At 52.4% G+C, this 25,904-nt stretch carries 26 protein-coding genes and 1 tRNA gene; 7 read left to right on the forward strand and 20 right to left on the reverse strand.

Translation table 11 applies throughout. From position 1 onward, the window contains the following. Positions 1-12 precede the first annotated feature (12 nt). Together glyA and rpiB are read right to left on the reverse strand one after the other, a co-directional pair. Positions 13-1,323, reverse strand: a complete 1,311-nt coding sequence (gene glyA, locus ABJM21_RS09565) for a serine hydroxymethyltransferase (RefSeq protein WP_348301373.1) — start codon at positions 1,321-1,323, stop codon at positions 13-15. Next, the gene (rpiB, locus tag ABJM21_RS09570) at positions 1,320-1,769 is read right to left on the reverse strand and encodes a ribose 5-phosphate isomerase B (protein WP_348301372.1); all 450 of its coding nucleotides are present in this window, start codon (positions 1,767-1,769) and stop codon (positions 1,320-1,322) included. Before rpiB ends, glyA begins: the two co-directional genes overlap by 4 nt. Positions 1,770-1,909: 140 nt before the next feature. On the opposite strand from rpiB, the gene ABJM21_RS09575 reads away from it, so the two are divergent. Next, complete coding sequence (locus tag ABJM21_RS09575; RefSeq protein WP_348301371.1) at positions 1,910-2,530, forward strand: class I SAM-dependent methyltransferase; 621 nt, start codon at positions 1,910-1,912, stop codon at positions 2,528-2,530. A 2-nt stretch (positions 2,531-2,532) separates the two neighbouring features. On the opposite strand, the gene ABJM21_RS09580 is transcribed toward ABJM21_RS09575, so the two are convergent. From ABJM21_RS09580 to ccmC, 8 genes are all read right to left on the reverse strand, one after another. After that, on the reverse strand, positions 2,533-4,473 hold the full coding sequence (locus tag ABJM21_RS09580; protein ID WP_348301370.1) for a potassium transporter Kup: 1,941 nt from the start codon (positions 4,471-4,473) through the stop codon (positions 2,533-2,535). 152 nt (positions 4,474-4,625) lie between these two features. Next, the gene (locus tag ABJM21_RS09585) at positions 4,626-5,279 is read right to left on the reverse strand and encodes a tetratricopeptide repeat protein (protein ID WP_348301369.1); all 654 of its coding nucleotides are present in this window, start codon (positions 5,277-5,279) and stop codon (positions 4,626-4,628) included. Beyond that, complete coding sequence (locus ABJM21_RS09590; RefSeq protein WP_348301368.1) at positions 5,279-5,692, reverse strand: cytochrome c-type biogenesis protein; 414 nt, start codon at positions 5,690-5,692, stop codon at positions 5,279-5,281. Before ABJM21_RS09590 ends, ABJM21_RS09585 begins: the two co-directional genes overlap by 1 nt. Further along, positions 5,689-6,216, reverse strand: coding sequence for a DsbE family thiol:disulfide interchange protein (locus ABJM21_RS09595; RefSeq protein ID WP_348301367.1), 528 nt, complete (start codon positions 6,214-6,216; stop codon positions 5,689-5,691). Before ABJM21_RS09595 ends, ABJM21_RS09590 begins: the two co-directional genes overlap by 4 nt. Continuing rightward, complete coding sequence (locus ABJM21_RS09600; RefSeq protein ID WP_348301366.1) at positions 6,213-8,150, reverse strand: heme lyase CcmF/NrfE family subunit; 1,938 nt, start codon at positions 8,148-8,150, stop codon at positions 6,213-6,215. Before ABJM21_RS09600 ends, ABJM21_RS09595 begins: the two co-directional genes overlap by 4 nt. After that, positions 8,147-8,596, reverse strand: coding sequence for a cytochrome c maturation protein CcmE (gene ccmE / locus ABJM21_RS09605; protein WP_348301365.1), 450 nt, complete (start codon positions 8,594-8,596; stop codon positions 8,147-8,149). Before ccmE ends, ABJM21_RS09600 begins: the two co-directional genes overlap by 4 nt. A gap of 13 nt (positions 8,597-8,609) precedes the next feature. Then, on the reverse strand, positions 8,610-8,744 hold the full coding sequence (locus tag ABJM21_RS09610; RefSeq protein ID WP_348301364.1) for a hypothetical protein: 135 nt from the start codon (positions 8,742-8,744) through the stop codon (positions 8,610-8,612). Further along, on the reverse strand, positions 8,741-9,457 hold the full coding sequence (gene ccmC / locus ABJM21_RS09615; RefSeq protein ID WP_348301363.1) for a heme ABC transporter permease CcmC: 717 nt from the start codon (positions 9,455-9,457) through the stop codon (positions 8,741-8,743). Before ccmC ends, ABJM21_RS09610 begins: the two co-directional genes overlap by 4 nt. A 248-nt stretch (positions 9,458-9,705) precedes the next feature. On the opposite strand from ccmC, the gene ABJM21_RS09620 reads away from it, so the two are divergent. Beyond that, positions 9,706-11,895, forward strand: coding sequence for an EAL domain-containing protein (locus ABJM21_RS09620; protein ID WP_348301362.1), 2,190 nt, complete (start codon positions 9,706-9,708; stop codon positions 11,893-11,895). 49 nt (positions 11,896-11,944) lie between these two features. Here the strand turns inward: ABJM21_RS09620 and ABJM21_RS09625 are convergent, their stop codons facing one another. From ABJM21_RS09625 to gspJ, 4 genes are all read right to left on the reverse strand, one after another. Beyond that, the gene (locus tag ABJM21_RS09625) at positions 11,945-12,994 is read right to left on the reverse strand and encodes a Glu/Leu/Phe/Val dehydrogenase dimerization domain-containing protein (RefSeq protein WP_348301361.1); all 1,050 of its coding nucleotides are present in this window, start codon (positions 12,992-12,994) and stop codon (positions 11,945-11,947) included. A gap of 133 nt (positions 12,995-13,127) precedes the next feature. Then, positions 13,128-13,204 (reverse strand) — tRNA-His (locus ABJM21_RS09630). A 120-nt stretch (positions 13,205-13,324) separates the two neighbouring features. Next, positions 13,325-14,314 (reverse strand): type II secretion system minor pseudopilin GspK, encoded by a 990-nt coding sequence (gene gspK, locus ABJM21_RS09635; RefSeq protein WP_348301360.1) that lies wholly within the window; start codon positions 14,312-14,314, stop codon positions 13,325-13,327. Beyond that, positions 14,311-14,937 (reverse strand): type II secretion system minor pseudopilin GspJ, encoded by a 627-nt coding sequence (gene gspJ, locus ABJM21_RS09640; RefSeq protein ID WP_348301359.1) that lies wholly within the window; start codon positions 14,935-14,937, stop codon positions 14,311-14,313. The genes gspK and gspJ overlap by 4 nt, the downstream gene beginning before the upstream one ends. A gap of 109 nt (positions 14,938-15,046) precedes the next feature. Here gspJ and ABJM21_RS09645 point away from each other — a divergent pair, with 109 nt between their 5' ends. Genes ABJM21_RS09645 through ABJM21_RS09665 form a run of 5 tightly spaced genes read left to right on the forward strand, consistent with a single transcriptional unit; the run spans position 15,047 to position 19,315 of the window. Then, positions 15,047-15,685 carry a 2OG-Fe(II) oxygenase gene (locus ABJM21_RS09645; RefSeq protein ID WP_348301358.1) on the forward strand — a complete coding sequence of 213 codons (639 nt, stop codon included), beginning with the start codon at positions 15,047-15,049 and terminating at the stop codon, positions 15,683-15,685. 48 nt (positions 15,686-15,733) lie between these two features. Then, complete coding sequence (locus ABJM21_RS09650) at positions 15,734-16,954, forward strand: Nramp family divalent metal transporter (protein WP_348301357.1); 1,221 nt, start codon at positions 15,734-15,736, stop codon at positions 16,952-16,954. Further along, positions 16,951-17,709: a 5-oxoprolinase subunit PxpA gene (gene pxpA, locus ABJM21_RS09655; protein WP_348301356.1), complete on the forward strand. Its 759-nt coding sequence runs from the start codon at positions 16,951-16,953 to the stop codon at positions 17,707-17,709. The genes ABJM21_RS09650 and pxpA overlap by 4 nt, the downstream gene beginning before the upstream one ends. After that, positions 17,706-18,371, forward strand: a complete 666-nt coding sequence (locus tag ABJM21_RS09660) for a carboxyltransferase domain-containing protein (RefSeq protein ID WP_348301354.1) — start codon at positions 17,706-17,708, stop codon at positions 18,369-18,371. The genes pxpA and ABJM21_RS09660 overlap by 4 nt, the downstream gene beginning before the upstream one ends. Beyond that, positions 18,368-19,315, forward strand: coding sequence for a biotin-dependent carboxyltransferase family protein (locus ABJM21_RS09665; RefSeq protein ID WP_348301353.1), 948 nt, complete (start codon positions 18,368-18,370; stop codon positions 19,313-19,315). The genes ABJM21_RS09660 and ABJM21_RS09665 overlap by 4 nt, the downstream gene beginning before the upstream one ends. A gap of 30 nt (positions 19,316-19,345) precedes the next feature. Here the strand turns inward: ABJM21_RS09665 and rpmE are convergent, their stop codons facing one another. The 6 genes from rpmE to dxr all read right to left on the reverse strand — a co-directional run bounded on the left by rpmE (position 19,346) and on the right by dxr (position 25,902). Further along, the gene (gene rpmE, locus ABJM21_RS09670; RefSeq protein WP_348301352.1) at positions 19,346-19,576 is read right to left on the reverse strand and encodes a 50S ribosomal protein L31; all 231 of its coding nucleotides are present in this window, start codon (positions 19,574-19,576) and stop codon (positions 19,346-19,348) included. Positions 19,577-19,696: 120 nt separating this feature from the next. Further along, positions 19,697-20,155, reverse strand: a complete 459-nt coding sequence (fabZ, locus tag ABJM21_RS09675; protein ID WP_348301351.1) for a 3-hydroxyacyl-ACP dehydratase FabZ — start codon at positions 20,153-20,155, stop codon at positions 19,697-19,699. A 9-nt stretch (positions 20,156-20,164) separates the two neighbouring features. After that, positions 20,165-20,821, reverse strand: a complete 657-nt coding sequence (locus ABJM21_RS09680; RefSeq protein WP_348301350.1) for an OmpH family outer membrane protein — start codon at positions 20,819-20,821, stop codon at positions 20,165-20,167. After that, positions 20,821-23,475 carry an outer membrane protein assembly factor BamA gene (gene bamA / locus ABJM21_RS09685; RefSeq protein ID WP_348301685.1) on the reverse strand — a complete coding sequence of 885 codons (2,655 nt, stop codon included), beginning with the start codon at positions 23,473-23,475 and terminating at the stop codon, positions 20,821-20,823. The genes ABJM21_RS09680 and bamA overlap by 1 nt, the downstream gene beginning before the upstream one ends. A gap of 142 nt (positions 23,476-23,617) precedes the next feature. Further along, complete coding sequence (gene rseP, locus ABJM21_RS09690; RefSeq protein ID WP_348301349.1) at positions 23,618-24,742, reverse strand: RIP metalloprotease RseP; 1,125 nt, start codon at positions 24,740-24,742, stop codon at positions 23,618-23,620. Then, complete coding sequence (gene dxr / locus ABJM21_RS09695) at positions 24,739-25,902, reverse strand: 1-deoxy-D-xylulose-5-phosphate reductoisomerase (RefSeq protein WP_348301348.1); 1,164 nt, start codon at positions 25,900-25,902, stop codon at positions 24,739-24,741. The genes rseP and dxr overlap by 4 nt, the downstream gene beginning before the upstream one ends. Positions 25,903-25,904 lie beyond the last annotated feature (2 nt).

Genomic DNA, 25,904 nt, shown 5'->3' on the forward strand with positions numbered 1-25,904 from the left:
AGTTGGTTTCGCTTATTCTGGGTAAATGGGAAAACGACTGCAAAGTTCTTGAACACGCTCGCGAACATTGGCCTCAACGGCCGGGTCACCGCTCTCGCCTTTTTCACGCAGTCCGTCGAGTACATCGGCGACCATATCGCCGATCATCTGAAATTCAGCGGGGCCGAAGCCACGCGTGGTGCCAGCTGGTGAACCGACGCGAATGCCGCTCGTTTTCATGGGCGGCTGAGGGTCGTTTGGAATGCTGTTCTTGTTGCAAGTAATGCCGGCTCGTTCGAGCGCTTCGTCAGCATCACGGCCGGTAATGCCCAGCGGTGAGAGATCGATCAAAGCCAAATGGGTATCCGTTCCGCCAGCAACTACATTAGTGCCGCGTTCTTTCAGACGCGCAGCCAACACTTTCGCATTTTCGATAACGGCCGCGGAATAGCTTGCAAATTCAGGCCGCAACGCTTCCCCAAAGGCGACCGCTTTCGCAGCGATGACGTGCATTAACGGGCCGCCTTGCAGGCCAGGAAAAACAGCTGAATTTATCTTTTTGGCAATGGCTTCATCATTGGTCAGCACCATGCCGCCACGGGGGCCCCGCAGGGTCTTATGCGTTGTCGTGGTAACAACATCAGCATATTCCAGCGGGTTTGGATGATAGCCAGCGGCGACCAGCCCAGCAAAATGCGCCATATCAACCATGAAGATGGCACCGACTGCATCTGCAATCGCCCGGAACTTCGCAAAATCAATCTGGCGGGGATAGGCAGAACCACCGGCGATGATCAGTTTCGGCTGATGCTCTTTGGCAAGCGCCTCAACTTCTTCGTAATTAATCAGATGATCATCTTCGTTCACACCATATTGAACAGCGTTAAACCATTTGCCCGATTGCGCGGGCTTAGCGCCATGAGTCAAATGTCCACCAGCATCAAGCGACATGCCAAGGATGGTATCACCCGGTTTGGTCAGTGCCAGCATGACAGCTCCATTTGCTTGCGCTCCTGAATGCGGCTGAACATTGGCAAAGCCGCAATTGAATAGCTGCTTGGCACGATCAATCGCCAGCGTCTCGACATCATCAGATGGCGCGCAGCCCTGATAGTAGCGACGGCCAGGATAGCCTTCTGCATATTTGTTGGTGAACACCGATCCCTGCGCCTGAAGCACAGCCTTGGACACGATATTCTCAGAAGCAATCAGTTCAATCTGGTTCTGCTGACGCGACATTTCTGCGTTCATCGCACCGGCAACAGCAGGGTCACTCTCATCAACAGAAAAATCGAAAAACCCGGTCTGGCGGATATCCTGTATATCTGCGACATTACTCATCACGCTGCTCCTTCGGTTAATGGTGCGGATAGTTTATCAACGCGGCGCTGATGCCGGTCTCCGCCAAATTCTGTGTTCAAGAAATTGTTCAGGCAATCTTTTGCAATTTCGATCCCGACCAAACGCGCGCCGATTGCAATGACATTGGCATCATTATGTTCGCGGGAAAGCTTCGCAGAAAGGCCTTCGGAAACCAGTGCGCATCGACAAGCCGGATTGCGGTTGACCGCGATGGAAATACCAATGCCGGACCCGCACAGCGCTACGCCGCGTTCGGCACTCCGGGATGCAACAGCATCGGCCAGCTTATAACCATAGTCAGGATAGTCGACGCTGTCCGTTGTCATCGGCCCCAAGTCATCCACCTGATGCCCGGCCTCGGTAAGCCACTCTACTAAAGCGGCTTTCATTTCTATGGCGGCATGGTCAGAAGCAATGGCGACACGCATAAGCTTTGTCCTCAATATCAAGACAAGAATCGAATGCCCGCTATCTAGTAGACGTCATCCTTGTGCGCCACCAAATATTGCCCTTGCGGGTGAAAAATTTACGATAGACAAATGCCAGAGTTCACAAGACACTGTTATGCATGAAAAACGACTTTATTAGCGGCACGGAAGGCTATGCGGACCAAGCCCCTTTCCTCTTGGAGCAATATGAAAGCCTCTCGTTCGAAGAGAGCTATCGGGCGGTAATTGATTATTTTCCGAAAAAGCGCTCCAAAATTCTCGACATTGGTTCGGGTACCGGAAGAGATGCCGCATGGTTTGATGAGAGACGGCATGACGTCACCGCTGCAGAACCAACCAAAGAACTGAGGGAGGGAGCAATCCGCTTACACCCCTCACCAACCATTAGATGGCTGAATGACAGCTTACCTGGTCTGACAAGCGTCAGAAATTTGAAGGAAAAGTTTGACTTCATAATGATCAATGCCGTGTGGATGCATCTCGACGAGGGCCAAAGGGAAGCCGCCATGGGTGCCGTCACAGCCCTGCTCGCCCAAGGTGGTCGTCTTTTTGTTTCGCTAAGACATGGTCCAGTCCCTCGAGGCAGGAGAATGTTTGCGGTTTCCGCGGAAGAGACAATCGCACTGGCATCGCAGCACAAGCTCGTTCCGCTTTACAACGAGCGATCTGAATCCATTCTACCCAATAACAAGGCCACAGGCGTTTGGTGGACAAAGCTGATATTCGAACGTCAGTCCTAGCGTCAGATTTCCATCTGGCTGCCGAGCTCGACCACACGGTTGCTCGGAAGCTTGAAAAACTCCATGGCCGTCGCGGCATTACGTAACATCCACGCGAAGATCTTCTCTCGCCAGATCATCATCTTTGGCTTCTCTGACGGCAATAATGTCTGCCGCGATAGGAAGAAGCTGGTGGTCATCATGTCAAAGTCCATGCCGCATTCTTTGACCTTTTTCAGGGCCGCAGGAACATTGGTTTCTTGCATGAAGCCATAATTCAGGATCAAACGATAGAAACCATCGCCGAGATCCTTAACCTCGATCCGGTTTTCAAACTCTACATAGGGCACGTCTTTGATGTTGACGGTCAGCACGACCACCCGTTCGTGGATGATCTTGTTATGCTTGATATTGTGAAGCAAAGCCGACGGAACACCAACCGAGTTAGACGCCATGAAAATCGCCGTTCCGGGCACTCGGGTCGCGCTGTTTTTCGCCGACTTGGTGAAAATCTCAATCGGCATGGCTGCTTCCGCCATATTTTCGCGCATGATCTTGCGCCCCTTAGCCCAAGTGGTGAGCAGCAGGAAGGCGAAGCCGCCGACCATGAGCGGGAACCAGCCGCCTTGCGGAACCTTGGTGAGATTAGCTGCAAAATAGGCACCATCTACAACGAAGAACAGTGCGATTAGTGGCACCGCATACCACCATTTCCACTTCCACAATGTGAATACCAGAACGGCGAGCAGACAGGTATCGATCAACATCGCGCCGGTAACAGCGATACCATAAGCAGACGCCAAGCTGCTGGAGCTTTGGAAAGTGAGTACCAGGATCAGAACTGCGATCATGATGGTCCAGTTGATCACTGGGATATATATCTGACCAGCTTCCGATGCGCTGGTATGCTTGACCGTGAGGCGCGGGATGAAGCCCAGCTGGATCGCCTGATGCGTAACGGAGAAAGCTCCCGATATAACAGCTTGGCTGGCAATGAAGGTTGCCATGGTCGCCAATATAACCAGCGGCAGACGAAGCATCTCAGGGGCCAGCAAGAAAAATGGGTTCTGGATTGCGGCTGCTGCACTGGCGTCATCCATGCCAATGATCATCGCGCCTTGGCCAAAATAGTTGCACAGCAAGGCAGGCATCACAAAACCGAACCAGGCGATGCGCATCGGTTTCCGGCCAAAATGCCCCATATCGGCGAACAAAGCCGCTGATCCGGTCACCGCCAACACGACCGAACCCAAGGCCAAAAAGGCCTTAAACCCATCAATCAGAAAGAATTGAAAAGCATACCAGGGGTTTAGCGCCAGCAATATTTCCGGTGTCTGGAATATTTGCGTCAGCCCCAAAATGGCTATGACAGTGAAATAAACGAACATGACCGGCGCAAATAATGCCCCGATTTTTGCGGTTCCCCGCGACTGGATCATGAACAGAAAGACCAGCAAGCCCACGGCAATAGGTATAACCATTGGCTGCAGGCCGCTGTTCACAACTGTTAGGCCTTCAACAGCTGACAATACAGAAATAGCAGGCGTAATCATGCTATCGCCGTAAAATAGAGAAGTCGCAAAAACGCCCAATAATATCGCTACCCAGCCGAATTTTGATCGTCGCAAGGCCCCGGACAACAAGGCGACGACGGCGAGACTGCCGCCCTGCCCTTTATTGTCCGCGCGCATCAATATGGTCACATATTGGATCGCAACCACCAAGGTCATCGACCAGAAAATCAAGCTGACGACTCCCAATACGTGAAGCTTGTCGAGCTCCAGAGGATGGGCACCAACAAACGTCTCACGAAACGCATAGAGCGGGCTCGTACCAATGTCGCCGAACACAATACCAATCGCACCAGCGGCCAGTTTTGCAACGGCGCTTCCTTCTTGGCGTGAACCGTGAGGCTGGATTACGCGGTTGCGTTTCCGTTTCGGTTGTGACGTCGATTCAGACATTGATTGCCGTTTTGGCGGTCCCCTGATTGGGTCAAAGCAGTTGCACTATTCCGGCGCGCCTGTTTCGACAAGCGCGCGCGACTAGCATGAGCCTCTATAGCACGCAACTAAACCAACAGATACGACCTTCAAAATACTGATAATGCTATGTTTTAGTTACCGGCTGCAGGTTCGGCAACGGCCGGAAGCGATGGCTGCATTCGTTCCATCGAAGCCAAACGCGACTCGAGATCCTTACGCCATGGTGCATCTTCCGGACTGCGCTCCAGCAGCTCTGTCCAGATCGCTCGGGCCTGATCAATCTTCCCAGATTGCGCATAGGCCATGCCAAGGAAAAAAGGCGGTCCCGGATGTTCGGGTGAAATGTCAGCCGCTTTTTGAAAAGCAAACTGGGCCGCTGGTGTAATGATACCATCGGCATGAACGACCAGCGCATTGCCTAGCCCGACCCATAGGTCAGGGTCATTGGGATGCTCCTTGACACCATTGCGCAAATAATTAGCTGCCGCACCGTGTTTTCCCCGCCGATTCAGGGCATCTGAAAATACCAGCCATTGCCGAGCGGTACCAAAGCGCTCACCCATTTCATCACGTGAAACCGTTTTTTCGTCATCAAAGCTATTGGGCTTCTCGGTCGGTTCAATTGACACCCCTGCCATGCCGGGGTTTCCCTGCCACGCATAGCCGGCAACGCCAAGCAAGAGCGCTGCACCCGTCAATTCATATGTACCACGCGGCAATTTCCCGAACCAGATCAGCCCAGCAACAAGCAACAGCAAAAAGCCCAAGAGGATCAACCAACCCATTAGCTTTTATCCTTTGCCCGGCGAAACCGGCCGCGTGCAAGCCACAGGGCAGCGATAACCATGAAAATTGGCGCGATCCACAGCGGCCATGTCACCGCCGTCACAGGCGGATCATAAGTTACCCAATTACCATAACGTTCAATCAGCCAGCTTCTGATTTGCTCTGGTGTTTGGCCCGCAGCAATACGCTCCCGAACCTGACTACGCATGTCACCAGCCATCGGCGCATTGCTATCCGCGATCGACTGGCTCTGACATTTCAGACAACGTAATTCTTCCATCAACTCGCTGGCCGCAGCTTCCTTAGCTGGATCATCCAATTGCCGGTCGGCATAAGGCGCTGGCGGCAATCCGGTTTGCGCAGCGACTGGCCACGCAAAGATCAAAATCGCGATGGAAACCAGGTATCTCATTCGGATTCCTCCAAAATCTTTAGCAATTCGGGGACATTTTCTTTCCGGATATCGCCAATATGTTGGTGCACAATGATACCATTTCCATCGATCACAAACGTCTCCGGAACACCAGATGATCCAAGCTCCAACTGTACCGAGCTCGTCGTATCGGATCCAATTTTGCTATAGGGATTGCCCCAGCGGTTGAGGAAATTGGCAATATCTTGAGGAGTATCACGACTGGCAATGGCGTGAATCTCAACACCAGCTTTCTCGAGCGCCAATAATTGCGGCGCCTCTGCAATACAAGGCACGCACCAGCTGGCGAAGATATTGAGCAGCTTGGGTTTGCCATCTGCCAAATCATTACTGCTCAATCCTGGACGCTGTTCAACGGCGGCAGGCAGAGTGAAAGCTGGCATGGGTTTGCCAACCATTTTCGATTCTATGATATTGTCTTTTGGCATCATCAAGCCGACGGCAACCGCCGCGAAAAAAAGCCCGAATAGAGCCAGAGGCAGCCAAAGGAGCCAGCGGTTCATAGCACTAGTTCCGCATAGTCTTTTTGTTTGCGCTGCAAATAGCTCCGCCGCAGACGCCCTATTACGGCAAGAAGACCGCCCAGCGCGACCAATATTCCGCCATACCAAATCAATGTCACAAATGGTTTCCACCAGGTCCGAACCTGCCAGCGCCCTTCAGTATCGCCATCGCCTAGCACGACATAAAGCTGCCCATTCCAACGCGTCAGCAAGGCAGCTTCGCTAGTTTGCGTTTGCGCGGAGGCGAACATCCGGTTCTGTGGTGCTACTTCAACAATATTGCCGTTGTCATATTTAGCCGTCATGCGCGCTTCCAAAGCGGTCCAGTTCGGACCTGCCACTGGTTCAATCGCCTCGAATTTCAATTTCCATTTGTTGACCGTGATTTCATCACCCGGTTTTGCAGCAACCAGTTTTTCCTCGGTAAAGCTACTTTCCGAAGCCATGCCAACCAAAGCCACGGCGATACCGAAATGCGCGATTACCATGCCGTAGGTGTGAAGCGGGGTCCGGCGCAAATTGCGTTTCCAAAGCGGTGCAAAACTTGCCACCGCAATGCCAGCCGCCAGCGCCATGCCCAGCAATGATAATACTGACATGGTCGTCGTCAGCAGCACCAGCAGGAAAAGTGCGCCCGCGGTAATCACGATCGGAATGGATATCCGGTTCAGCAGCGCTTTGGCACTATCCCGCCGCCAACGCAGCAAAGGCCCGGCTGCCATGATCGCCACCAATATGAGAGCCACTGGCCCACTAGCGAGATTGAAATAGGGAGGTCCAACCGACAGCTTTTCGTTGGTCAGCGCTTCCACCACCAGAGGATAGAGCGTTCCGACAAAGACAATGCCCAATATCGCGGAAAGGAGTAGGTTGTTCGCAACCAATGCGCCTTCGCGGCTGACCAGTTCAAAGCGTGCGCCTTCTTTGACCGTCCCGACCCGGAGAGCAAAAAGCGCCATCGCGCCGCCAATATAGATTGCCAGCAATGCTAATATGAAGCTTCCCCTTTCGGGGTCGACTGCAAAGGCATGAACGCTGGTTAAGATGCCCGACCGTACAAGGAACGTACCAATCATCGACATCGAGAAAGCCACAACCGCCAGCATCACGGTCCAGGCCCTCAAACCATCACGCGTCGCCAACACCGTAACTGAATGCAGCAAAGCTGTCGCTGCCAACCAAGGCATCAGAGACGCATTCTCAACCGGATCCCAGAACCACCAGCCGCCCCAGCCAAGCTCATAATAAGCCCAATAACTACCCGCGGTGATACCGAGCGTGAGGAATATCCAGGCACCCAGCACCCATGGCCGCATGGCCCGCGCAAAGGCCGGACCGACATCACGGGTGATCATCGCGCCGACTGCAAAGGAAAATGCGACCGACAGACCGACATAACCGAAATAAAGCGTCGGTGGATGAAAAGCGAGGCCCGGGTCCTGCAACAGCGGGTTTAGCCCCTGCCCATCCGGCGGAACGGGAAACATTCGCTCAAACGGGTTTGAAGAGACCAGCAAAAAAGCATAAAAACCAAGACTGATAAACGCCTGCGCCGCCAATGTTGTCACCAGTGTCTTGACCTTCAAACTGCGCTCCAACAGAGCAATGCAAGCTCCGGCCAGCCCCATGACCGTAACCCACAATAGCATTGAGCCTTCATGATTGCCCCAGGTGCCCGCAAATTTATAGAGCAGCGGCTTTACCGACGCGCTATTTTTCACCACTAGCGAAACAGACATGTCCGACCGCAAAAACAGCCAGATTAAGAGCAGAAAAGATAATGTGACCAGCGCGCCCTGCGCCACTGCTACCGGACGGATCGCAGCATAAAATTCCTCTCGCTCCGCTCGCACGCCAATGGCGCCCAACGCAAATTGCAGCAGCGCTAGTCCGGCGGCTAGCCATAAAGCGATCAGACCTGCTTCTGCAATCATTCGACCAGCGTATCCGTTTTCGTCATGTTGCCAGTCATATCAATGCCTTCCAGCTCACGCGGGATATAATTTTCGTCATGCTTGGCGAGCAGACTTTCTGCCACAAATGTCCCGTCGCTGGTCAGCTTCCCATCGGCAACAACACCCGACCCTTCAACAAACAAGTCCGGTGTAATCCCGGTGTAAAAAACCGCTTGTTTTGCCGTGCCATCATGCACGATAAAATTAACCGTCACGCCATCAGCTTCATGACGAATGGATCCTTCTTCAACCATGCCGCCCAGCCGAATGGCTTTGCCTGCAACAGGCTTTTTTTCAACAATGTCAGAGGGTGTGTAAAAATAATTGGCCTGATCCTGCAGCGCAAAGGTTGCAAGCAAGCCCGCGCCAATCAACGCGACCAAAGCGAGCACCGCCAATGTCAGTCTTTGATGTTTCGCCTTCACTTGCTGATCTCTCTCATTTCCTAGCCTTTTTAAGTTGATCCGCCTTAGCTTCCGATTTGCGCATCGCTGCATAGCTTCCGGCAATAACCGTCGCTGTGCCAAGCAACACAATCGCATAAGATGCAATCACAAAAGGCCAATGGTTCATTCTGCCGCCATCCGTTTCAATCTCGCCTCAACTTTGGTTTCCGCCAATATCCCGCGCATTCTCATCAGGACGATTGCGCCAAATATAAAGCTAAAGCCAATTACATTTATAGCCAGTGGCCATAGAAAGGCGGTATCAATTGATGACCCGCTCACAGTGATACTCGCCTTTTGATGCAGGCTGTTCCACCACACAACGGAGCGGTTGATAATCGGAATGTTAATTGCGCCAACGATACCAAAAATCGCTGTTACACGAGATACACCTCCCTTTTCACCACTAGCATTGGCTAGCGCTATGTAAGCGAGATAGAGGAAGAATAACACCAATACCGATGTCACCCGGCCATCCCATACCCACCATGTGCCCCAGGTGGGCCGCGCCCAGATGGCCCCGGTAATCAAACCCAGCGCCGTAAACAAGGCTCCGGGCACCGCCACCGCACGCGCGGCAACGGCCGCCAGAGGATGCCGCCATGCGATTTGCACAATGCTGGCAATCGCAATTGCGGTCCATCCGCCCATGGCCAACCAAACCGTTGGGACATGGATATAAAGAATGCGGACACTATCACCCATCAACCGGTCTGCGGGCGCGTAAAAAAGGCCATAAGCCGATCCAACAGCGATCAACAGCAGCCCCAGCAGCAAAAACCAAAGCGTGAACGGCCTGGCAAGCGAAAGAAAGCGAGTAGGATTTGCGTAAGCGTGCATTTAAAAAACGGTCATTGCCTCTGGCTACTGTGCGACCAGTAAAATCTGGATTTTTGATGGCAGAACTGTCGCAAGCCGACAAGTGTTTTTCTGAAACTGTATCCATTCGAAAATTCAGCGCAGCCAAATAGGATATCAAAAACAAAAGTTATTAACCGACGTTAGCGCTATGTAAACCATGTGCTGCTATTCCCACTCATTAGAGACCAAAAATCAATCTTCGGTGGGGCTGAGGTTAAACAATATTTATGGCAGTAAAAGGTTTACTGAAAGCATTTTCAAATGGTTCACCCGGTGAATCAACATCAGTTATTACGTCCGAAAACCAAGCTAAACGCTTGGAAGTAATAGATGATTTTGAACAAGCAGGCATAAACTGGCTATGGGCCACCGATGCGGACGGTCGGTTCGTATATCTTTCGGAAAAAGCGGCAGAAAGCTTGAACTTACCGGTCAGCGAAATATTGTCCCAGCCATTTACCTCATTGTTTGAGAATGATCCCGACAATCCTGATGAAAAATCGGATCGTCCACTAAACTACCAACTCAGCAAGCGCAGCAAACTGCATGATCTGGTAGTCCGCCGCGTGCCGGTGACATTAAGCCGCGAAGACCGACCCACATGGTGGATGATTTCAGCGCATCCGAAATTTGATGATTCCGGCAATTTCCAGGGCTATCGAGGCAATGCCAAGGATGTTACGGTCGAGTATCAGCGTAAGCTGGAAGACTCCCGCCTCGCCGAATTTGATTCGCTAACCGGACTTGCCAATCGCCACCGCATGGACAACCAGCTCAATGGAATCCTTGGTGCCTTTAAGGCAGCGGGCCGCAGTTGTGCGATCATGATGCTCGACCTCGACCGGTTCAAGCAGGTTAATGATACAATGGGTCATCCGGCCGGTGACGAACTGCTCAAGCAGGTTGCGATACGAATCCGCAAAATCATCGGCGATCGCGGCGAAATTGGCCGATTGGGCGGTGATGAATTTCAGGTCATCTTGCCTGACCTGGACGATCGCGGAAAACTGGGCGAAATAGCCGAGAAAATCGTCAAGATTGTCTCGCAGCCTTATCCAATTGACGAAAAGAGCGCCGTTATTGGCACATCCATCGGGGTCGCAATTGCACCCTATGATGGAGTTGAGAAAGAAGAACTGGTTCGCAGTTCGGATCTCGCACTTTATTCCGCCAAAAATTCTGGACGCGGCCAGTTCCGTTTTTACTCCGCTGACTTGAAGGATGAAGAGGAAGAGCGCCGGCTGTTGGTTGAAGACCTGCGACACGCGCTCGACAATGACCAGCTAGAGCTCCATTATCAACCGGTAGTCCGCACCGATGACCATATGGTCGTCGGCTTTGAAGGCCTGATGCGTTGGGTCCATCCTGAGCGGGGCGCAGTTAGTCCGGGCGTATTCATTCCGATTGCGGAAGAGCTGAATCTAATCAATCAACTCGGCGAATGGGCGTTGCGCAAAGCCTGCACCGATGCTCTGCAATGGCCGCACTCGGTCCGCATTGCGGTCAATGTCTCGGCCGTGCAATTTGCGAATAGCGGATTTCCCGAAATAGTTATGAACGCGCTTGCGGCAAGCGGTCTGGCCCCGGAACGGCTCGAACTCGAACTGACCGAGAGCGTGTTCATGGGCGACAGCGAAACAATCGATAACACGTTCAAGATATTGAAAGAACTGGGAGTCAGATTGGCTTTGGACGATTTTGGCACCGGCTATTCCTCACTGAGCTATCTACGTTCCGCTCCGTTTGACAAGATCAAGGTCGACAAAAGCTTTGTCGATTCTTGTACGCAAAAAGACAAAAACAGCGCCAAAATCATTGCCGCTATTGTCAGTCTGTCGGAAGCACTAGGCATGGAAACAACGGTTGAAGGCGTAGAAGCCTTCGATCAGTTCGAGCTCGTCTGTTCCAAGGGCGCACGATATATTCAGGGTTGGATCTATTCGAAAGCCCTAAGGCTCGAGGAAATTGACGAAAAACTAGGCAGCGGTGAATTCCGTATCGAACCGGATGGACCGGATCTGTATCGACCAGACCGGCGGACGGTTTTCCGCCGCATCGGCGCGATCCATGAAGACCATCACTATGATGTTGTCATGCGGGATCTTTCCAAAACAGGTGCGCGGTTCGAAGGGATGCTTGGAGTGCCCGTAGGAACCCATCTTGTCCTTGATCTCGGCGGAGGCCAGCTGGTCATCAGTACTGTTATCAGAGTAAAAGAAGCGACGGTGGCTACTGAATTTGAAACACCTTTAGTCAGCGACGGTGCTGGCGGACTATGTACGCGCCACCGCGTATCGCCCTACGACCTTGCCGCTGCCGGGATGCCGCTAGCCGCTCTGCCGCCGGGTAATTATCCGCTGGCGCAAAATGCAGCTGATCAGGCTAGCAAACCAAAGTTCATGCAGGTAGCGATCTAAGAAACTTTGGCGGAATGCCTGAATATTGATTGAGGAAAGATCTGTTGGCTTACCGGCCAATTAGCGCTTGTGCCATATTGTCAGCAACCACTGCGGACGGCAATTGGCTCGACGCGCTTTCGTTCCAAATTTCGGTTAGGCGACCAGGAATATTTTCGACTCGCCGGTTCACCTCATTAACGTCGCTATCGCCAAGATATTCCAGCCCGACACTGATGATACCGCCCGAATTGATAACATAATCAGGCGCAAACAATATGTTACGGTCAAAAATCCGTTGGCCGTCTTCCGGTGTCGCCAGCTGATTATTTGCGCCGCCTGCAACGATCGGTACATTGAGATGAGCGATAGAAACCTTATCCAGTATCGCACCTAAAGCATTGGGACTAAACACATCTGCCTCCAGACGCATCACATCATCAAGGCCGACTACCGTAGCGCCCAATTCTGACGCCAAATTGGTCGCATGATCCTTGTTGATGTCCGCGATGCTAAGCCGCGCGCCGTCTTTGGCCAGCAACCGGGCCAATCCGCCGCCAACACTGCCAACGCCTTGGATCGCGACATGGACATCTTCCATGCTATCGCGGCCCAGCTTGTGTTTTACCGCAGCTTTAACGCCAAGATAAACACCCATGGCGGTAAAAGGGCCGGGATCGCCGCCCGCATCGCCATGATCACTAACTGGCAGGCCAGAAACATATTTCGTCTGTTTGGATACAGCGACCATATCTGCCGTGCTGATACCGACATCTTCTGCTGTCACATAGCGCCCGCTGAGCGAATCAATCATCCGTCCAAAAGCGGCCAGCATTTCCGGCGACTTCCTCCGATTGCCATCAGCTAATATGACGGCCTTGCCACCACCTAAAGGTAAGCCAGCCATCGCATTTTTAAAACTCATACCGCGGGAAAGCCGCAGCGCATCGGTCACCGCCGTCTCGCGATTCTCATAATGCCAGAACCGCGTACCGCCTGCGCCGGGACCCAAATGCGTAGAATGAAGGGCAATAATTGCGCTGAGACCTGTTTCCACATCGTGAAAAAAATGGACGGCTTCATGACCGTCAAAATCTGGCAGATCCCACATTACCGACATTTGGAAAAACCCCTCGCTCGCTGAGAAATATAATTTGGTTCTAGCGTAATAATATTACAAAACCATTTTGTCACCCCAAGATGTCTCGGGAACCGCTAACCATTTGAATATGCTATAGGAGTGGTTTTGAAAATGGGGCGACCGAGGGGTCTCGAACCCCCGACCTCCGGTACCACAAACCGGCGCTCTAACCAACTGAGCTACGATCGCCACAATCGCGCGACATGCGAACATGCCTGCTGCGCCGCGCTGCATAGGGATGCATAGGGGCAGCCGTCAAGTATTTAGCACATCAAAAACGCGAAATAGCCATCCCCAAATAAATCCCGCTTACAAGGCGTCCCCGCGCTGACGATGGACCAGCCGTGCCGGTTGGCGCGCTGCATCGACCAAAGCGCGCTCCTCCACCAAAGCGCTTTGCATTTCCACTGCTATGTCGAGCCGGAACCAACGGGTCATCAACTTCACCTGACCCTGCACCTGCGATGGCGCGAGAAAGCCAGCTGGAAAGGGCTCAGCCCAGAAATCGTTGAGACTGCCATAGCCGGTTTCCGTCCGGCGACCGAGAAACTGACGAGATCCAACTATGTCTGGCGTGTTGGAGAGCATTGCCAACAAAACTGCCCGCTCTGGGCGCAGCGTATTGATATTAATGGGTGATAAATCGGTTGTCGGCAGCGCACAAAGCCATGGAGCGATCCGGGCATAGACTGCACTGGTGACACCTTTCACGGTGCGGAGCTCGCTAATGTCCAACATGATCGCATTGGCCGTGCGATAGGGCTTTTCCAATTGGGCATAATATTCGTCCTCTGCGCCGCGCGGCGATGGGACCGTATCGCTATCTATCCAGTCCGTCACCGATTCCGCTATATCCGCGGCCTCTCCTTCCGGGATTTCCAGCAAAGTCATCAACCGGACAAACTGCGTTTGGCCATCCGGACTTGCCGACAAAAGAGCGTCATTCTGGCTCACCAGACTATTAATATTGAAGCAATTTCCGCCATCGGTCAGCGCAGCAGTTATGACACCTCCCGGTACCGGAAAACGCCGTTCCTGGCCATTCCAGCCGCCCAAATTAGTGGTGCGCCCTGGCGAAAAACTGACAATTTGTTCTGCCGATTGCATGCCGATCGATTCTGCTGCGATCAGATAGGCCTTGGCCTGACTGAGTTCACGGGCGTTGGAGGCTAATTTGGTGGCTCCGGCCAACCGGTCTATCCCATGCGCCGCCAGCACCGCGATAACGGCGACCAACAACAGCACGGTCAAAAGAGCCGCGCCGCGTTCGCCTTCTCTCACCCGTCGAAGCGGCTTCATAGATAGCCCGTCCCGACCAGAAAAACATGGCGATAGTTTCTGTCGTTTTGTTCAAATCGCAACTCCACCGCACGCGGCAGGTCATTGAGCCGTTCGGTTTGCCAATTGCTGGTCCACTGCCCTCTTTTATCACGAAAGCGCAGTTCCAATTCACTGATACCATCAAGCAGTTCGGCTGGTTCGCTGATCGATCCGCCATCCGTGGTTTCATATTGCAGCCGTTCGAGCCGGCCATCATTCAATTTATAGGAGATACGCTGAATGTTGGACCGTGGCTTGTTATTGATATTACTCTGCCCGCCCCGACTGAAAGACAGAATGCCACGCCCGCCAGTGCCGGTCTCACTAATAAAAGCAGCCACTCGGTCGCCGTCTTCGTCGCGATGGGGCCTAGGCAGCGCCTGGCTCAAGTCCGCTTCCATCAGCGATACGAGACGCTGCATCTGCGCCATATCGCTTAGTTTCGCGTCGGTGACCTCATTACTGTTTACCGCGCCGCGCAGAAGAGCGACACCCGCAACCGACAGCAGAGAAAAAATGAACAGGGCGACCATCATCTCGACCAGCGTGAACCCGCCTTGGGTGTTGATGCTATCGCCTTGACTGTTTTTTGCGCCTGCCATGATTGCCCTATCTATATCCACATTGTGCCAGACAGCAAACAGCGGTTGCGGCAGACAATTTTTCATCTAATCTGATCTTCCGATATTAGGAGTGATCTCGGAAGGTTCGATGACAGATAACAACACTACAGCAGACTATCTGGTCGCCCTCGGCCAAGTGCAACGCTATCCAAATAAAAATGTAGAGCTCTGCATGTTGAAGAATTTTCTGACAGCGGACGAATGCGAAAAACTTATTCACCTAATCGACGAAAAACGCCGACCGTCGACGATCGCGGATGCCAATGGTGATGATTATTTCCGTACTAGTGAAACATGCGATCTCGATCACAACGACGCGTTTGTTGCGGAAATCGATGCGAAAATCTGCAACTTTGCGAATATTGATCCCCAATTTGGTGAACCCCTGCAGGGACAGCGCTATGCCGAAGGTCAGGAGTTCAAGGCGCACACCGATTTTTTCGATCCCAATGGTGAGGATTATAAAAAATTCTGCTCCCTATCCGGTCAGCGTACCTGGACGTTCATGATCTATTTGAACGAACCGGACGCTGGCGGCGCGACCCGCTTTGTGAAACTGAACAAGAAATTCGTTCCCAAGACTGGGAATATATTATGCTGGAATAATATGCAGCTAGATGGTGATATCAACAGTTTGACACTCCATCATGGAATGAAAGTGCGCAGTGGCACCAAATATGTGATCACAAAATGGTTTAGAGAACGCGCTTGGCCATGGCCCGAATGAGCCCGCACAGAATAGGCAAACAAGGATGATCATATTGCAGCAACTCCGATGAAAATATCCAGTTATCGTCCCGGACCAGGCATGATGGTTTCAGCAGCCTTCATTGGCCCCGGCACAGTTACCGCCTGCACCCTGGCCGGTGCGAATTTTGGTTTTGCTCTGATCTGGGCGCTGGCCTTTGCAACGGTGACGACGATTATTTTACAGTCCATTGCGGTTCGTGTCGCTTTGGTCTCTCGCATGGGCCTTGCCGAGGCGATGATGCAGACGGTTGCGTCACCGCCGCTACGCTGGCTTGCCGCTGCCCTGCTCATCGCGGCGTTGGCGCTTGGTAATGCAGCTTATGAAGCTGGCAATATCTCTGGCGCTCTGTTGGGGCTGGAGGCACTTAACGGTGACTTGTCTGAAAATCGCGGTCTGGCCATTGGCGCAATTGCCGTGCTTGCCGGGTCACTTATCCTGTTTTCCAAACCACGCTGGGTCGAGCGGATATTAATCGCCATGGTCGTTTTCATGTGCGCGGCGTTCTTGCTCACTTTCCTGATCACACGGCCCGATATCACCGCAATTTTGGGTGGATTTATCCCGAATATTCCCGAAGGCGGACTGTTGACCGCTATCGCACTGATTGGAACAACGATCGTCCCCTATAACCTGTTCCTCCACGCCGCCAGCGTCAGAGAGCGCTGGAAAGAAGAGAGTGATCTGGCTGTAGCGCAAACGGATAGCACTCTCTCCATCGGGCTTGGCGGATTGGTATCCATCACCATATTGGCAACCGCAGCGGCCAGCCTGTTTGGCAGCGGCAAGGAAATTGCCAATGCCGCCGATATGGCAGAACAACTGAACCCCCTATTTGGCAGTTTTGCGACCGCGACACTTGGCGCAGGCCTGTTTGCCGCGGGGCTGACGTCCGCTATCACGGCCCCGCTTGCCACCGGATATATTGTACAGGAAATATTTGGTAAAACGAGCGGTGATGTATCGCGTACACCCTTCAGAATCGGCGCATTGCTAGTCATATTATCCGGTACATTTGGTGCGCTGCTAAACTACAAGCCGGTAGAAATTATCTTCGTTGCCCAGATCGCGAACGGATTGCTCTTACCGATCATCGCCTTTTTCCTGATCAGACTTGCCAATGACAGCGCGCTGCTTGGTTCTCATGTCAACGGATGGAAAGGCAATATCGCTGGTACGATCATTTTGGCGATCACAACCATGCTCGGTATCCGGCTTATCGCCAGAGCTATGGGATGGTGGCCATGACCACCGCTATTGATCTGAATGCCGATCTCGGTGAGGATGATAGTCCCGAAGCCATGGCACGCGATGTGGCGATTATGGATATTATATCCAGCTGCAATATCGCCTGTGGTGGACATGCAGGTTCGGCGGAAACCATGCGCGCCATGTTGGTGGCGGCAAAAGCTAAAGGCGTATCCGCTGGTTCCCATCCCTCTTATCCTGATCGTGAAAACTTTGGGCGAAAGAGCATGGAAATTGATCCCGCCCATCTCGCGAACAGTTTGTTGGAGCAGCTGGCCGCGATCAATGCAGCAGCCTCAGCTGTGCAAGCCGAAATCACCCACCTGAAACCCCATGGCGCGCTCTATAATGATGCGCAGGACAACGAAGTGCTGGCAGATATTCTGGTTGAAATCGCGCGTGCCGAAAAACTGGCGCTGGTTGGCATGGCGGATTCCATCATACAGCGGAAAGCAAAGAAAAGTGGCCTTCGCTTCATCGCCGAAGCCTTTATTGATCGGCAATATTCCGAACGCTGCCGTCTCGTGCCACGGACGGAAGCCGGTGCCGTCATCGGCGATGATGCTGCGCGCGTAGAACAGGGATTGGCTCTGGCGCGAGGAGAGCCGATTGCGACAGCCGGCAACCAGTCAAAAATCATCGCAGCCGAAACGCTATGCCTCCATTCCGATAGCGATGGAGCGCTCGCAACGGCAACATCGATGAAGCTGGCCCTGGAGTTAGAAGGCATATCCATCGCGGCACCGTCAGCGTGAATGGTTTTGATATTCATGCCTGCGACGACTGGCTCACCTGTCAGCTGAAAAGCCTAGACACTGTTCACGCCGCAAGTGCCGTTGTCAGAAAGCAAGAAATGTGGCTAGAGGTCGTGTCAGGACTGGACAGCATCGCGGTCCAATTCGATCCTGCCCGAATCACACCTGTCGAAGCGATAAACCTCTTCCGCGAACATCTGTCAAAGCCCCAAACCTCTAGAGGGACACTGGCAGCGCCCATCACGATTCCGATTTGCTATGAAGAGGAGTTCGCACCAGACCGGCAATGGATAGCCCAAAAAATGGGACTGACGGTAGAGGCGTTGATCGAATGGCACAGTGCCTTGCAATGCACAGTAACAATGCTCGGCTTCATGCCCGGCTTTGCCTATCTGCAATGCGGCGAAGATGTTACAGAAATTGGTCGTCTACCAAAACCCAGACAGCAAGTATCCGCTGGCTCTATCGGGATCATTGGCAACCAAAGCTGCATCTATTCGTTCAACAGCCCTGGCGGCTGGCCGATAGTCGGCCGCACACCATTTACGTTGTTCGATCCAGCAAAGGACGAACCTGCCTTGTTATCTGCAAATCAAAACATCTCGTTCCGATCGATAAGTCGCTCCGAATTTGATGCGATCTCTAGAGAGTTAAGTAGATGACGCTCACGGTCGTCAAACCCGGCTTGCAAACAACGTTGCAGGGTGCGCCCTATTTGGGCCATCGGCATCTGGGCATGCCCGCCGCTGGTGCAGCGGATTGCCTTTCTCTCGCTTTAGCTAATCATTTGGTCGGCAATGCTCCTGACGCGATAGCAGTAGAAATTACGCTGGATGATGTGAAGCTGACTGTCAGGCACCCCATAGCTCTGGCTTTGACCGGCGCGGCTGAGTTTCTGCGCGTCGGCGATGAAGATCGCGCTTTGCATGCGTTGGTTTACGCGAAGCCGGGTGATGAAATTCATATTGGCCCAGCGACTCAAGGCTGCCGATCCTACTTGGCGGTTTCTGGACAAATAAAAGCGCTATCCCTGTTGGGTGGTGGCTCCACTTATCTCGTTGCCGGTCTGGGCGGGTTTAAAGGGCGCGCGCTGCAGGCCGATGACGTTATTGAGTGTAAGCAAGCGGCAATATCCGAAACCACAGGCAAAAATACGCCCGATGGCCTGCGGCCAATAATATCGGATCGATTTATAATGCGCGTCACGATTGGCCCCGAACTCTCGTCCCTAAGCCTTGATTCTCAAAAGATGATATTTGAAAAAAATTGCCAGGTCGGAGCGCGAACCAACCGCATGGGTCTTAATCTGCAAGGCCTAGCTTTGGATCAGGAAGACGGATCGCAAATGCATAGCGCACCTGTCTTTCCCGGCACTATTCAATGCCCTCCGGATGGCGAACCATTCTTACTTGGGCCAGATGCGCAAACAACTGGTGGCTATCCGAGGATAGCGCAAGTCATCAGGGCTGATCGACACTTGATCGGGCAATTGCATCCGGGTTCAGAAATACAGCTAGTGCCAGTCTCAAACGAACGGGCGACAGAAATCTATCGCCAGAAGCTTTCACTTCTCACGCCATGGCTGGGTGCCATGAGCCTGTGGTAAGCAGAGGCGCGGAGCCCCTGCCCAAACCACTTAGTTCTTCTTGAGTGACAAACCGCCGAAACGCTTGTTGAAGCGTGCAACCTGACCACCGGCATCCATAAGACGCTGGTTGCCACCGGTCCATGCTGGGTGCGATGTTGGATCAATATCAAGCTGCAGGGTGTCGCCCTCTTTGCCCCATGTAGAGCGGGTTTCGAACACCGTACCATCGGTCATCTGGACCTTGATCATGTGATAGTCGGGATGTGTATCTTTTTTCATTTTCTGCTCCAAAACGGGCTGGTTTCCGACCAGATCCCTAAGCGTATAATAGTCTGCGAAGCGGCGCATTAACTGCCGCCGCTTCAAAGTGCAAGATTCTTTTGTCGTCTAAGTCGTCAATTATGAACTGGGTGGATCAGCAATCATCGCTGTAAAACTGGCTTCAGCAGCCAATTTGTCGCCAATCATGGCTTTTCCAGAGAATTTGCAGACCCGCGGGCGTTTCTGGACAAATTCCACGTTCAGCGAAAGCAAACAGCCTGGTTCAACCGGATTGCGGAATTTCGCTCCATCAATCGCCATGAAATAGACCAGCTTGCCTGAACCAACCAGACCAAAGCTTTCCATCGCCAAAACCCCGGCAGCCTGCGCCAAAGCTTCAACAATCATAACACCCGGCATGATCGGACGTCCGGGGAAATGGCCCTGAAAAAATCCTTCATTCATGGTCACGGCTTTAACCGCACGAATGGATTCATCTTTGACCAGTTCTTCCACCCGGTCGACCAGCAACATCGGATAGCGGTGCGGCAACACCGCCATCACTTTGGTGACGTCATAATCCAACGGTTCAGACATGTCGGTCAGTTACCGGCCAGAAGGTTGCTGTGTCGCCGCCGGCTGCTGCTGGGCGTTCTGCTGCGCCTGTCCGGGTTTCCAGCCGGCTGGCGGCGTAATCGAAGCTGAAGGCACCAGCTTGTTCAGTTCCGTCACGATGGATTCGGTGATATCTACATAGGGTTCACGCGCAACCACGGCCTGGGGCTGGAGCACCAGGTCAACATTTTTGGCTTTCATCGCGGCTTTGATCGCGTCGTTCAGTTTCATGCCAACCTGCTCTTCGACATAGGCTGTTGCCAGAGTAACGCGCTGCTGCAAACGGGCCAATTCCTGCTGACCAGATTGACGTTTTGCCTGAAGCGCCTGTGCCTGCGGCTGAACCGTTTGCGCGTTCGCATTGGGCTGTTGAACAGCAGCATTATAAGCATCGACGAGAGGCTTTAGTTCGGTCTGCAAAGCAGTAGCCCGGGCGTTTGTCGCATCAATATCCGACTTATAGGTCGTTTTCATCTGCTCCACAGCGGTACGGTAAGCCTGAGAGCGAACAACTGCTGCTTCATAATTGGCAACTGCGATGCTGGTTCTGGACTGAGCTGCAGCCGGTGATGCCACCATTGCCGGTACCGACAAGGTCGCGAGGGCCAAAGCGGCCGATTTCAAAAGTGTCTTGGTTGAAAAAGTCATTAGAATTGTGTTCCTACATTGAAAGTGAATAGCTTTGTATCATCGCCAGGCTCTTTTAACAAAGCGCGGGCGACATCGATCCTGAACGGACCAAATGGAGAGTTCCAATTGACACCGATGCCAACGGAAACGCGGGGCTTGGCACTATCGCCAAAAAATTGTTCGGAGAAGCTGCCAGCAACCAGCGACGGTTCATTAGCCACACCATTAGCATCAACCGCATCGGTTGTTGAAACAACTCCACCATTGGCATCCACAGTGATAAAGAGCGGCGCGCCATTGGCATCGAGAGCCTGAACGCGTTGGTCAATCAATAGAGGCTGTGTCACGTTGAACACCGCGCCAGCATCAACAAAAATCGATGGCCGCAGCCCCAGTTCACGCGCGCCGCTGCCCAGTGGAATCTCCAGTTCAGCCCTACCCAGATAATAGGCCCGGCCGCCAATCGCATCATCGGTCACGTTGCTGCGGTCTTCGCGGAAATCAATAATTGTATTTACCGCGCGACCATCAACAACATCAGGCGTGAAACGTGATCTGATCACGCGTGGCCCAACGCCGCGAATATCAAAGCCGCGAATCTGTGGCTCGCCGAGGAAAAAACGGTCGGTCAGGCGAATATCATCAATTCCGTCCGCTGCGCTGCCACGATTTTCGAGCGGGTGGATATATCCACCCTCAGCGCTAACCGAGAAAATGAAGTTTCCGAGTACCCGCCAATATTTAGCTGCGTTTAAGCGACCTCTGAGATATTTAACGCTACCGCCCAAACCAGCAAAATCCAGACTGCCAACTACCGTTTGACCTCTGGTCGGCCGGACCCGGTTGTCGCGATCATCATAGATTAAGGACGCACCGATGGAGGATGTTGTCCTTTTGCCAATTGCATCACACAGAAAACGGCCGGCGACCAGTGGATCACAAGTATCATTAGGATTATTGCCACGAACATTATCGCCATCGGAATCGGTGAAAAACAAATCTCTGTCCAACGTCACGTCATCGTAGCTCAACCCATAGCGTAGAGAAGCCGATAAATATTCGGTGATTGGAACACCAGCACGGACTTGAAAGCCGGTGGTCAATTGCTCGAAGGTTGTTTCCCGATCATTGCCGACAAAGTTAAAACTGTTCAAATCACGACGAAAAACATCGACACCGACCGCAATGTTCCGGTCGAAAAGATATGGTTCGGTAAAGCCAAGTTCAACCGACTGGGAGAAACTGGAATAGCTAACACTGGCGCGAAGTTCCTGCCCCTTGCCGCGGAAATTGCGTTGGCGAACCGAGGCCTGCAGAATGAAATTCTCAACACTGGAGAAACCGGCAGACAATTGCAATTCGCCGGTCGCGCGCTCTTCGACATTCGCTTCAAGGATGATCCGGTCTGGCGCACTGCCTTGTTTCTGTTCAATTTCCAGCTCGTCCTGGAAAAAGCCCAATGACTTAATCCGGTTGGCAGAACGCTTGACTTGGAAACTGTTAAACGCATCGCCTTCATTCAAACGAAATTCGCGGCGTACCACTTTATCAACCGTCAGTGTGTTACCGTTAATGTCGATCCGCTCGACATAGACACGGTCACTTTCAGCCACCTGGAAATTAATTCCCATAGTAAGCGTTTCTTTATCGCGATTAAATTCTGGCCGAACATCTGCGAAAGCATAGCCGAACAGACCAGCAGTCTCTGACAGGCTTTCTACCGTGTCTTCCACTTGTTTTGCATTATAAAAATCGCCTTCCTTCATCGGAAGCAGCGGCGTCAGGGTTTCGGGTGTAAAATCACGAATTTCACTTTCAACCGTTACATCACCAAATTTGTAGCGATCGCCTTCTTCAACAACATAAGTAATGATGAAGTCTCTTTTATCTGGCGTAAGCTCTGCGACCGCTGAGATAACACGGAAATCAGCATAGCCCTCGGTCAGATAAAATTGGCGCAATTTTTGTTGGTCGAAAGCAAGCCTGTCTGGATCATAGGTGTCGCTGGAACTGAAGAAACGATAGAAACGCGATTGTTTCGTCGCCATTTCGCCGCGCAACTTGCCATCGGAGAACACATTGTTACCGATAATGTTAATTTGCTGAACTTTTGATTTCGGGCCTTCATTGACTTCGAAAACAATATCCACACGGTTCTGGTCCAGCTGAACCATTTTTGGTTCCACGCTGGCTGCAAAGCGGCCTTTGCGTTTGTATAACTCAACAATACGGGCAACATCGGCTCGTACTTTGGAACGGGTAAATATCTGGCGCGGTGCAAGGCGGATTTCCGGGCGAATCTTGTCTTCCTTGATCCGCTTGTTGCCTTCTAGCAATATCCGGTTGATGACGGGGTTCTCGATGACATCGATAACCACAGCACCGCCATTGTTGCGAATGCTGACATCTTTGAACAATTCCGTTTCAAAAAGATCTTTCAGGGCTTGGTCAGCCGCTTCCTGTGTATAGGTCTGACCGACGCGAAGCTTCATATAGGATAGAACCGTAGTCGATTCCAAACGCTGCGATCCGTTCACCACTATCGACCGGATCGTATTATCCACTGCTATGGTTGGTTGAACCGCCGGTGGTTGCGACGCAGGAGGCTGGGCCGCTGGCGTATCCTGCGCATGAGCGGGCACCGCGGTGCCTGCCAGAATTGTACCACTCATCAATATGGGCAGGAGCCGTTTTTTATGCTTCACAGACAAACTCGCTTTCACGCCTTAAACTCAAAAAATACTAACCAGTGCAAACTATGCATTAGCTTTTGCGAAACCCCTGCCTCAACCAGGCCAATCAATCAACGGGCAATTAACCCGAAAACACCCTGAATAGTCCGAAAGAGGCCAAATCATTAAACGTCACCACCAACATGAACATCACCACCAGTGCAAAACCCGATTGAAAGGCCCATTGTTGCACCACCGGACTGGTTGGCTTTCGCCGCACTGCCTCTATGGCGTAGAACATCAAATGTCCCCCATCGAGCATGGGGATTGGCAGGAGGTTGATGAACCCTAAGTTAATTGAGATTAACGCTACAAAGAATATAAACTGGTTCAACCCGGCAACAAATTGCTCTCCGGAAACCTGAGCGATTTTAAGCGGCCCGCCCAATTCTTTGACCGATCGCCTACCGCTGATAACCTGACCCAATGTCGTTACGATCAAGTCCACGATTTCCACTGTCTGGCGCGTGGCCACAATCGGCGATTCCCACAGTGAAACATCGCGGCGCTCAATACTGCCCGGCGCAATTCCCAACAGGCCAATCCGATATTGATTGCCAAATCGATCTTCCTCAAGACGGACACCAATTGTCGCTTCTTTTGAAAGGATTGAACCGTCACGTTCAAATTTAATCTCAACCTTTTTGTCGGGAATGATAGAAATTTCACGCGAAAGATCGGAAAAGCGACTGATGCTATCGCCGTCTACTTCCACAATTTTGTCGCCTTTTTGCAGACCAATTGCCTCAGCAGTCGATTTTTCCGCCACCGTTCCGACAATTGGGGGCGTGACGCTCTCCCCATAGGTCAATGCAAAACCGGCTAAAATCAAAATGGCAAAAAGGAAATTAATTGCTGGGCCAGCAAAAACAATCGCAGCCCGCTTCAAAAGCGATTTGGATTGAAATGTCTGATTACGCTCTTCTGCCGGTAGCTTCAGCCACTCTTCACTGGCCGAACTTGATGGGTCCATATCACCGGCAAACTGAACATAACCGCCTAAGGGTAAAGCGCCGATTTTCCAACGTGTTCCGCGCTTGTCGTGCCAGCCGAACAGCTCTTTGCCGAAACCAATTGAAAAAACGTCTGCTTTGACGCCGCACCAGCGGCCAACCAGATAGTGGCCCATTTCGTGAATGAAAACGAGCACTCCGATTGTGATCAGAAACGCAAATAAGGTTATCAATATACCGGGATTTTCGGTCAAACTTTAACATCCTCAATCATAGCCATGGCCCGCTTGCGCGTCTCTTTGTCGATAGCAAAAATATCCGCAAGATCATTCGGGTCAAGCGGGCTATAGCTGTCAACTAAACGCGATACAATCTCAGTAATTTCCAGAAACTGAACACCGCCTTTTAAGAAAGCAGCCACAGCTATTTCATTGGCAGCATTCAATATCGCCGGGACAGCACCGCCAGCCTCAATCGCTTCGCGTGCCAACTTGATCGCCGGAAAACGATCAACATCGGGCGCTTCAAAATCCAGTCGGCTAATTTTAGCCAAATCAAGCGGCACACAATCTGTGTTCATACGTTCCGGCCAAGCCAAGGCACTGGCAATCGGAATTCGCATATCCGGCGATCCGAGCTGCGCCAGCGTAGACCGATCATGATATTCCACCATCGAATGGATCACCGATTGGGGGTGTACCAATATATCAATATTTTCCAGCCCCACGGGGAACAGATGATGGGCCTCAATCAGCTCCAGCCCCTTGTTCATCATGGTAGCGCTATCGACTGAAATCTTGGCACCCATATCCCAATTGGGATGCGCAACTGCTTGTTCGGGCGTGACCGAAGCCATTTGCTCTTTGGACCAGGATCGGAAAGGCCCGCCACTGGCAGTCAAGGTGATCTTACGAACCTGATCGGTCCTGCCGCCCTGCAGACATTGGAAAATCGCGTTATGTTCAGAATCAACCGGCAAGAGCGTCGCGCCAGCCTCTTTGGCCTGCGCCATCATCAGTGCGCCAGCCGACACCAAAGCTTCTTTATTGGCAAGGGCAACCGTTTTCCCGCCTTTCAGAGCGGCCAAGGTGGGCGGCAAACCTGCACAACCGACAATGGCGGCCATCGTCCAATCGACATCCAATGCAGCGGCAGTAACGAGCTGATCAGGGCCAGCGGAGGCTTCCGTATTCGATCCCGCAAGCAATTGCTTCAACAGCGCATATTGTTCGGGGTCCGAAATAACCGCTACTTCAGCGTCAAATTCCATTGCTAGCTCGGCCAGCGCGGCGGCATTGTTGTGAGCAGTCAGCGCAACGACACGATATTTGTCACGATCCAACCGTATCAGATCGAGCGTGGACGTTCCGACTGATCCGGTCGCGCCGAATATCGAGACTGTTCTGGTTGTCACGT

It is taken from the genome of Parasphingorhabdus sp., assembly GCF_039977335.1.
Lineage (GTDB): Bacteria > Pseudomonadota > Alphaproteobacteria > Sphingomonadales > Sphingomonadaceae > Parasphingorhabdus.

Coding starts and splice junctions, on each gene's coding strand:
- rpiB (WP_348301372.1), bottom strand. CDS start 1,769: ATGCGTGTCGCCATTGCTTCTGACCATGCCGCCATAGAAATGAAAGCC.
- ABJM21_RS09575 (WP_348301371.1), top strand. CDS start 1,910: ATGAAAAACGACTTTATTAGCGGCACGGAAGGCTATGCGGACCAAGCC.
- ABJM21_RS09580 (WP_348301370.1), bottom strand. CDS start 4,473: ATGTCTGAATCGACGTCACAACCGAAACGGAAACGCAACCGCGTAATC.
- ABJM21_RS09585 (WP_348301369.1), bottom strand. CDS start 5,279: ATGGGTTGGTTGATCCTCTTGGGCTTTTTGCTGTTGCTTGTTGCTGGG.
- ABJM21_RS09590 (WP_348301368.1), bottom strand. CDS start 5,692: ATGAGATACCTGGTTTCCATCGCGATTTTGATCTTTGCGTGGCCAGTC.
- ABJM21_RS09595 (WP_348301367.1), bottom strand. CDS start 6,216: ATGAACCGCTGGCTCCTTTGGCTGCCTCTGGCTCTATTCGGGCTTTTT.
- ABJM21_RS09600 (WP_348301366.1), bottom strand. CDS start 8,150: ATGATTGCAGAAGCAGGTCTGATCGCTTTATGGCTAGCCGCCGGACTA.
- ABJM21_RS09610 (WP_348301364.1), bottom strand. CDS start 8,744: ATGAACCATTGGCCTTTTGTGATTGCATCTTATGCGATTGTGTTGCTT.
- ccmC (WP_348301363.1), bottom strand. CDS start 9,457: ATGCACGCTTACGCAAATCCTACTCGCTTTCTTTCGCTTGCCAGGCCG.
- ABJM21_RS09620 (WP_348301362.1), top strand. CDS start 9,706: ATGGCAGTAAAAGGTTTACTGAAAGCATTTTCAAATGGTTCACCCGGT.
- ABJM21_RS09625 (WP_348301361.1), bottom strand. CDS start 12,994: ATGTCGGTAATGTGGGATCTGCCAGATTTTGACGGTCATGAAGCCGTC.
- gspK (WP_348301360.1), bottom strand. CDS start 14,314: ATGAAGCCGCTTCGACGGGTGAGAGAAGGCGAACGCGGCGCGGCTCTT.
- gspJ (WP_348301359.1), bottom strand. CDS start 14,937: ATGGCAGGCGCAAAAAACAGTCAAGGCGATAGCATCAACACCCAAGGC.
- ABJM21_RS09645 (WP_348301358.1), top strand. CDS start 15,047: ATGACAGATAACAACACTACAGCAGACTATCTGGTCGCCCTCGGCCAA.
- ABJM21_RS09650 (WP_348301357.1), top strand. CDS start 15,734: ATGAAAATATCCAGTTATCGTCCCGGACCAGGCATGATGGTTTCAGCA.
- pxpA (WP_348301356.1), top strand. CDS start 16,951: ATGACCACCGCTATTGATCTGAATGCCGATCTCGGTGAGGATGATAGT.
- ABJM21_RS09665 (WP_348301353.1), top strand. CDS start 18,368: ATGACGCTCACGGTCGTCAAACCCGGCTTGCAAACAACGTTGCAGGGT.
- rpmE (WP_348301352.1), bottom strand. CDS start 19,576: ATGAAAAAAGATACACATCCCGACTATCACATGATCAAGGTCCAGATG.
- fabZ (WP_348301351.1), bottom strand. CDS start 20,155: ATGTCTGAACCGTTGGATTATGACGTCACCAAAGTGATGGCGGTGTTG.
- ABJM21_RS09680 (WP_348301350.1), bottom strand. CDS start 20,821: ATGACTTTTTCAACCAAGACACTTTTGAAATCGGCCGCTTTGGCCCTC.
- bamA (WP_348301685.1), bottom strand. CDS start 23,475: ATGAGTGGTACAATTCTGGCAGGCACCGCGGTGCCCGCTCATGCGCAG.